The sequence below is a fragment of the Sediminivirga luteola genome (genome assembly GCF_014639315.1).
GTDB classification, from domain to species: Bacteria; Actinomycetota; Actinomycetes; order Actinomycetales; family Brevibacteriaceae; genus Sediminivirga; species Sediminivirga luteola.
Genome location: NZ_BMFY01000030.1, coordinates 1 through 7231, shown reverse-complemented (window position 1 = coordinate 7231; position 7231 = coordinate 1). Strand labels below are relative to the sequence as shown.

General features: G+C 66.3%; 6 protein-coding genes and 1 pseudogene. All 7 read right to left on the bottom strand.

Annotated features, from left to right (window positions below):
• On the bottom strand, positions 1-238 hold a 238-nt coding region (locus IEW13_RS17620), incomplete at its 3' end, for a hypothetical protein (protein WP_229745281.1).
• A gap of 16 nt (positions 239-254) precedes the next feature.
• Positions 255-1031 (bottom strand): hypothetical protein, encoded by a 777-nt coding sequence (locus tag IEW13_RS17070; protein ID WP_188552111.1) that lies wholly within the window; start codon positions 1029-1031, stop codon positions 255-257.
• On the bottom strand, positions 1024-1659 hold the full coding sequence (locus IEW13_RS17065; RefSeq protein WP_188552110.1) for a signal peptidase I: 636 nt from the start codon (positions 1657-1659) through the stop codon (positions 1024-1026). The genes IEW13_RS17070 and IEW13_RS17065 overlap by 8 nt, the downstream gene beginning before the upstream one ends.
• Positions 1660-1662: 3 nt before the next feature.
• Entirely contained in the window at positions 1663-2874 is a 1212-nt protein-coding gene (locus IEW13_RS17060) for a leucine-rich repeat domain-containing protein (protein ID WP_188552109.1), read from the bottom strand.
• 142 nt (positions 2875-3016) lie between these two features.
• Entirely contained in the window at positions 3017-3589 is a 573-nt protein-coding gene (locus IEW13_RS17055) for a hypothetical protein (protein WP_188552108.1), read from the bottom strand.
• Positions 3590-4211: 622 nt separating this feature from the next.
• A complete protein-coding gene (locus IEW13_RS17050) occupies positions 4212-6659 on the bottom strand; it encodes a helix-turn-helix transcriptional regulator (protein WP_188552107.1) in 2448 nt (815 codons plus the stop codon).
• Positions 6660-6846: 187 nt separating this feature from the next.
• Positions 6847-7149, bottom strand: a pseudogene (locus IEW13_RS17045) (cation efflux transmembrane domain-containing protein); the annotation flags it as partial.
• Positions 7150-7231: the final 82 nt, after the last annotated feature.

Sequence of the window (7231 nt, the reverse complement as noted above, 5' to 3'; positions counted from 1 at the left end):
CGGTGGAACCGTCATGACCGAGCGTGAAGTGCGCACCCTGAACGTCACCCGGCGTGAAAGGCTCAAAGCTCAGAGCGGTCGCAATATCACTGCTCACGCCGAAAGTCCCGGCCTGCGCCCGAAACCCGGCAGAGGCCTCGTCCGTCCACCCGGCAGCGGCAGCGCCGGTGGCACTCAGGCCCAGAACGCCCAGCCCCAAGACACCCAGCCCGGCCGCCCCGGTCAGCAGCTTCCTCAACAACATCGTCTTCCCCTCAGCCGCCCGTCTTCGTCTGCCTGCGGTGCGCCAGGACCACCGCCCCAACCCCGGCGAGCACTGCACCAAGGGCTGCGAGCAGCAGGGCAAGCACGCTCGTGCCGGTGACGGCCAAGGAGCCGTCACCTCCCCGCCCGGCATGGTTCCCGCCGGAGTCCGTCCCCGGCGGAGTCACTCTCGTCTCCTCCGGGTCCTCCCAGCCGGAGCCGTCCGGCGGCCGTGGTGCGCCAGGTTTGCCGGGGTCCGGCTCATCGTCCTGATACCAGTCGAAGACCGCCTCAGCCGGCAACGCCAAGACGTCCGCGACCACATAGCTGGATTCGCCGGCTGCCTCGCCGTTGCTGGTCACGAAGATCCGCACAGTACCGGCATCGGCGACATAGCCGTACCTGGTGCTCACTCCGGTGGCAGGATCGCCCTGTCCGATCACACCGGTGTCCGGGGTGGTCAGCTCACCGACCTCACCGCCGAATTCCAGCGGCTTGTCCGCCGCCAGGATCACCGTCTCGATGCTGAGGTCGCCAGAGGACTCCACGTTCAGCTGCACGGCGGCATCGTCGACCGCCTCCACATGGATGTCCCAGGCCACGGTCTGCCCCGGAGCCAGATTCTCAAAGGCGTCAGGCGCCGTCACGGAGGTCAGCACCACATGCTCGCCGCGGTAGACCTCCTGGACCGGCTCCGCGTCCCGCAGGTCCACCTCGGGCAGTCCTGCACCAAGAATGAACGGCAGCGCAGTCAGCAGCGCCGCGGCACCGCGGATCTTCTTAGACATGCCCGAACTCCTTCTTTTCCCGCCTCGCGCGGCGGGGTCGATCATCTGCGTGCAGGGTGGCATTCACGGGAGCCTCCAGCGGCCCCGCGGCCTGGTCATGCTCATCAGAGGCGGCTGACTGTGCCGGGTCCGTGGCGGGTCTCTTCCGCGGCCAGAAAGCCCAGAAGATCAGCACGGAAGCCACCGCCCCGACTCCCAGGATCGACAGCGGCTGACCCAGGAAGGCGATCGCCTCGGCCACGCCCGGCACGTGGAAGACATAGGCGCTGACCTCTGCGACGTTCTCGTAGGGGAAGGGATCAGGCGCGGTATTGGCGTCACCCTGCATATGGATGGTCGCCGTGCCGTCCTGGGCGTGCTCGATCTCCGTGACCCGGTGGATCACCGGAGCCCCCAGGCGCTCGGAGTCAATGGCGACGATGTCACCGACCTCCACGGTGGAGGCGCTGCGCTCCTGGGTCAGCACGGCAGAGCCGATCGGCAGCGTCGGCACCATCGAGCCCGTGCTGATCAGCTTGATCTGGTACCCGAAGAAGATCCCCGCCACCGTCGTCACCGCCGCCAGCACCCCGAACGCGGCAAAGACCCAGAGTCCCACCGCGCCGAGGAACAAAAGCACCTTGCGCATCAGTCAGTCCCGGATCCGAATATCAGTGGTGGTGGGGAAGGCGTTACTGCTGAACTGAGTGTCCACGTGCACCGAGGCGAGCTTGAGAGGGTTGTTCCGGAAAGCCTGATGCCCGATGCTCGTCACCGAGTCGGGGATCGTGACCTCAGTCAGCTGGTTGGGGCTGAAGGCGCTGTCGCCGATGCTGGTCACAGCGTTGCCGAGCGTGACAGTGGTCAGCTGATTGTTTCCAAAGGCCTGATGCCCGATACTCGTCACCGAATCAGGAATCGTGACCTCAGTCAGCTGATTGGTGTTGAAGGCGCCCTGTCCGATGCTGGTCACAGAGTTACCGAGCGTGACACTGGTCAAGCCATTGAACAAGAAGGCGTAGGATCCCATGCTCGTCACTGAATCCGGGATCGTGACCGCGGCAAGATTGTTCCATGCGAAGGCATACTCGCCGATGCTGGTCACCGAATCGGGTATCCGGACGCTGGTCAGGTTCTTATTGCGGAAGGCGTCGACCCCGATGCTGGTGACCGGGTCACCATTGATCTCGGCCGGGATCACCACATCACTCGGGCCGGCGGTGGAGTCATAGCCGCTGATGATGCCGCCACTAAGGTGGAAGTGCTCTGCCGGTGTATCTGGCCGCCACGCGTCTGAGCCGTCCCAGTCCTCGGTCTGCTGCCCGGCGGTGAACGTCCAGATGCCGGTGACGTCCTGGCCGCGGGCGATGTCATCGGCCTCAACGGTCAGCTCGAAATAGACCTCCTGGCCGGGCATCAGCGCGAAGGCATAATCCCCGTCACCAATGATCCCGGCATCCAAATCCGGGGCCGCAGCACCGCCGGCGTGCTCATACTCCCAGATGAAGGCGTCATCGAAACCGGCAGCGCCGTCAAAGCGGTGGCTGATCAGCGCCGGGTGAGTGCTCCCGGGGGCCAGGCGCAGCGCCACAGGAGCAGCATGGGTATCCCCGGGAGCCCAGTCGAGGTCACTGAACAGCTCCCCGAAACCGATCTCGGCGAAGTCCGTCGCGTCCGTGCCGCTCTGCCAGGCCCATTCTCCGCTGCGGTCCTGGGCGGTGGCGACCTGCAGCCCGAACTCACCGGAGCCCAGCTGCGTGCCTACGGACTCAGAAGCAGTCCACGCCGCCAGTGCCGCAAGACTTGCCACGCTGAACACACCAACCGAACCAAGAACCACATTACGGCGACGATTGTCTTTCATCAGATGCTCTTCCTCTTCACACTCTTCAAAGCCGTTACACGTCTGCGATCCTGCCCGGCACCCCGAGCTGCGCTGCCGGGCTTTCCAGCCCGCCGCCAGCCCGAGCCGCCAGGCAGAACCTCAGAACCTAGTTCTGGAAGCCTCAGTTGTCAGGCGTGGTGGAATCCACCGACTGCTGGGTGGCAGTGAAGGTCCAGCCGCCCGTGGCCACCTCCTCCTGCTCCAAGGAGCTCTCGGCCGCGAAGGTCACGGTGAACTCCACGGGGGTGCCATTCGAGTTCAGGGTGAAGCTGTCGATGCCGGCAACGGTGATATCGAAGTCACCGTCGAACAGGTCACCGAACTCGGCGGACGTCACAGCGGCGTTGTGGGTGGTGTCCGGGTCCAGCCGCACCGCGAACTCAGCGGCACGGACATCGCCGGGACCCCACGGGTCGCTCAGGGCAGGGTTGCCATCGGCCAGGTCGGCGAAGTCGACGGCGTCGGTGTCGCTCTGCCAGATCCAGTCACCGTCGCCGTTCTTCTCGACGGCGACCTCCAGATCGAACTCTCCGCCGGAGAACGTCGCGCCGATCGATTCGGAGTCGGTCCAGTTGGCGAAGGCGAACGCGCCGGCCACACCGAGGACGCCGATCGAACCCGCGATCACCGCGGCCTTCTTGCGGCGCTTGTTCGGCATAGCCTCAGTCCGCTGAGACTCAATTGCGTCAGTCATTACTCTTCTCCTGCTCAGGAAGGTTGTTCTTACTCGTCGAGGTTCTGCCACGCAGCTGCCGGAAAGGCAGGCACGCTGAAGGATCCTCATGTCGGTGGTGAGGCACCTCAGGCGGGAGGCCTCCTCCTGCCAGATTCCTCGTAGCCGAAGACACTGGCCGGGGCGGCAACGGGAAGTCCCGCGTACAGCCACTGTTCACTTCACCACAAGCTTCCACCCAGGAAATAGGGGGCTGAATACTCAATTCTCGGAACGGAGAGGCCGTGCGTCCGCGGCGAAGCTCGCGCGGTGTTCCTCAGCAGGAACCGGACGCGTCGGCGCGTCGGGAGCACCACGGGAATGCGAGTCGCGAACGGTCCCAGTCAGGTGCGAGGGCCCCGAAACTCGCGTCCTGCGGGAGCTCCTTGATGCGCGCCGAGACGAGTTCTTCAGGCTCCTTGACAAGTATGCTGCGACCAATCCGAAGCTGTTCGGTTCCGTGCGCGCGGCACCGCCGAAGCCGGAAGCGACATCGACACCCTTGTCGAGATGGACCCCGCTGACGGGAACCTGCTCATGCGGGCCTCTGGGCTGATGGAGGAGACACGGGCCCTGTTCGGCCGCGACTCCTTCAGGCCGCCTGTTAGCGGAGCCGGGCTGGGTTACGGCGGGTGCGTCCGGTCTTCCGGTACAGGCTGGCGATGTGGTTTTCCACGGTCCGGCGGGACAGGGACAGCTTTGCCGCGATCTCCTCGTTGCTCAGCCCCTGGGCGATCAGCCCCTGGACCTGTTCCTCGCGCCTGGTGAGCTTGGGCCGGGCACCGTCCGGCAACCGGCTGAGCAGCGGGTGGTTGTCCAGGCTGGAGTTCTCCTTCAGCTCATGGACCAGCGCAGAGCAACGGCGTTTCGACGCGGGATCCTTCGCTTCGAGTGCCGCCCCGGTGGCAGCGGCCTCGGCGGCGAACAGGGTCAGCCCCACGGCGCGGAGTTCCTCGGCGACCGCGTGGAACGCCAGGATGTCCTGGGAGATGACCGCCCGGGCGTGCTGCACCCGGAGCGCATGAACGTGCCCCTGCAGCTTCGGTTCGATCTCCACCAGGGCACGGGCGGCTCTCTTGCTGCCGAATCGCGCGGCCGAGTACAGCACATCGGAAGCCCAGCCGTAGAGACCGCTGTCGGAGAACTCCTGCGCCGTCTCCATCACCCAGGCCTCAGTGCCCTTGACCCCCAGCGTCACGCGAGCAACAACCTGATGCGCCAGGGCTGCGCCCAGCGCGGCGCCAGAGGCCCGAAGCATGATGCCCGGCAGCTGATGCAGGCGCTGTTGCGCCTGGGTTCGCTGACCCCGGAGCGCCGATGTCGCAGCGAGCAGGGACACCAGGAGGTAACGGTAACCGGCGGGATCGCCGTACTCCGCGGCCGCCGCATCGAGCTCCGCGTAGCGATGAGCGCTGTCCAGATCGCCGGCCAGCCAGTGCCAGGACGCCAGCCCGACGTGGAAGCCGACGGTCTCCGGCGTTGACGGGGTGTTCTCCGTCTCCCCCAGCTGGGCCAGAAGTGCGGGGAACTGGTCGGGACCGTCCACCGCGAGCGAGACAGCGGAGAACGCCGCGGCCAGTTCCTCACCCACCGTGCGATCGCTCTGCTGGGCGAGTTCTGCCTGATGCCGGATCTTCACCAGCTGGGTGAAAGCCTCATGGCTGCGCCCGCAGGCGACCATCTGAATCGCCTCGGCGATCTTGCACCGGATGCGTAACGCGTTCCCGGCTGCCCCCACCGTCTCCTGCTCAGCTTCCAGTGTCAGCATCGCCTGGCTGATGTGCCCGGTATAGGTCAGCAGCATGACGCGCCGCGCCGCGCACTCGGCGGCAGCCTGATCGTCAGGCGCCTGATGCTGGGCTTGCTGCAGGAGAGCCGCGGCGGCATCGACCTCCCCTTTCTGATAGCCGAGCACCTCCGCGCGCAGGGCTGCCACGTGGGTGCTGCGCTTCTCGTGCTCCGGGGAGGGCAGCTGCCCGGCGGCGGTCTCGGCATCTCGCAGATGAGCCAGGGCCTCGTCGGGATCGTTCAGTCCGCGCAGCGCGTGATGGGCCAGCAGGTTGTCCTGGTAGCGGACCTCGGCAGAATGGTCCCGCTGCAGCGACAGCCTGGCCAGATTCAGCGCGTCCCGGTAGCTCCTCTCGCGCAGCAGCCGGTCCATCAGCTGCAGGAAATGCCCATCGTCAACCTGCATCCCCTGCTGCAGCGCCCAACGCACCGCCTGGGGAGTCGGCCGGCCGGAGGCCAGCGAGTCCGCCATGATCCGCTTCACCATGGTGCCGGGGGCAAGCCGGCGAACCGACTCAGCGACGCCGGGAACCAGCCACTGCAGCCTGCCGTCGTCGCGCTTGCGCATCACGCCCATGCCGATGAGCCCTTGGGCGGTCAGCTCCTCTTCCTCATCGAGGTCCGCCGCCGGCGCGGGGTCCTCGAGGGCGAAACGGTGAGCCGCCAGGCGACGGGCCTCCGGCACCGAGGTCAGGTAACTGCGCATATAGGCGTCGAAGACCGGCTGGACATCACCGGTCAGGTGCCAGAGGCCGCCCACCTGCACCAGCAGCCCTTGCTGACGCACTTCCCCGAGCAGCCAGGCCAGCATAGCCGGTACGTATCCGGATACCTGTCCCAGCAGGTGAGCGCTGCCCAGGTCGATGGGGCCGCCCAGCCGGGCCGAGCAGTACTCGGTCAGCTCAGTGAAACGCAGCTGCCCGACGACGAACAGCTCCACGCCCATATGGCCGTGCTCCGTGACCCACTCCGGCAGCTCGTTGACCAGCTGGCAGCCCACTACGAGGCGCAGCACATGAGCCGGCGGCGGGGTGCCGGGCACATCCGGGGGACCGATGCAGATCTGCACGGCGGCCGTGGGGTGCCACTGGCCGGAGATGATCTCCGCACTGGGAGCGTGCGCAGGGACCCGTTCGGTCAGCAGCGTCGTCACGCCGAAGCCGGGATCGGAGGTGATCACGACGGCCGTGGGCTCACCCACGGGACTGAGGAGGGGAGCAAGAAGCGTCTCGACGTCTCTGCGCGCCGCCGATGGGATGATCATGCTGCCGGTTTTTGAGTATTCAGCACTCTGGTAAGAGCCTCATCGATCATGGTGGACTATCCCTGGGTCCGGTATCGGGTCCGAATCTGCACAGCGCGTAGCCCTGCGCGTCCAGACTACTGTATATACACTGGCGGGTTTATGTGGCGTGCCCTCAGTGCCCTTAGCTCGCAGGTGCCCTCAGCCCTCAGCGCTGGTGATGCTCAGTGCTGCCGTTCGCCGGACCGCCGAGGTCATGGAGGACGTCGGTGGGTGCTTCGATATCTCCGCGCCAGGCTTCGATCCCTTCGCGTACGGCGAGCGCCGCGATGATCAGGGCGGCTACTGAGTCCGCCCAGGCCCAGCCGAGGAGAGCGTTGAGCACCAGCCCGATCAGCACCGTGCCGGAGAGGTAGACGCACAGCAGCAGCTGCTTGGCGTCCGCTTGGACGCTGGCTGAACCGAGTTCCTTGCCGGTGCGGAACTCGAACCACGCCAGCGTCGGCATGACGGCTCTTCGGACTTCCGGTGGGGATCACGTGTTGAGTCCGCCTGCGACGAGGAGCATGCGGAGGCGGTAGTTGGAGAGGTTG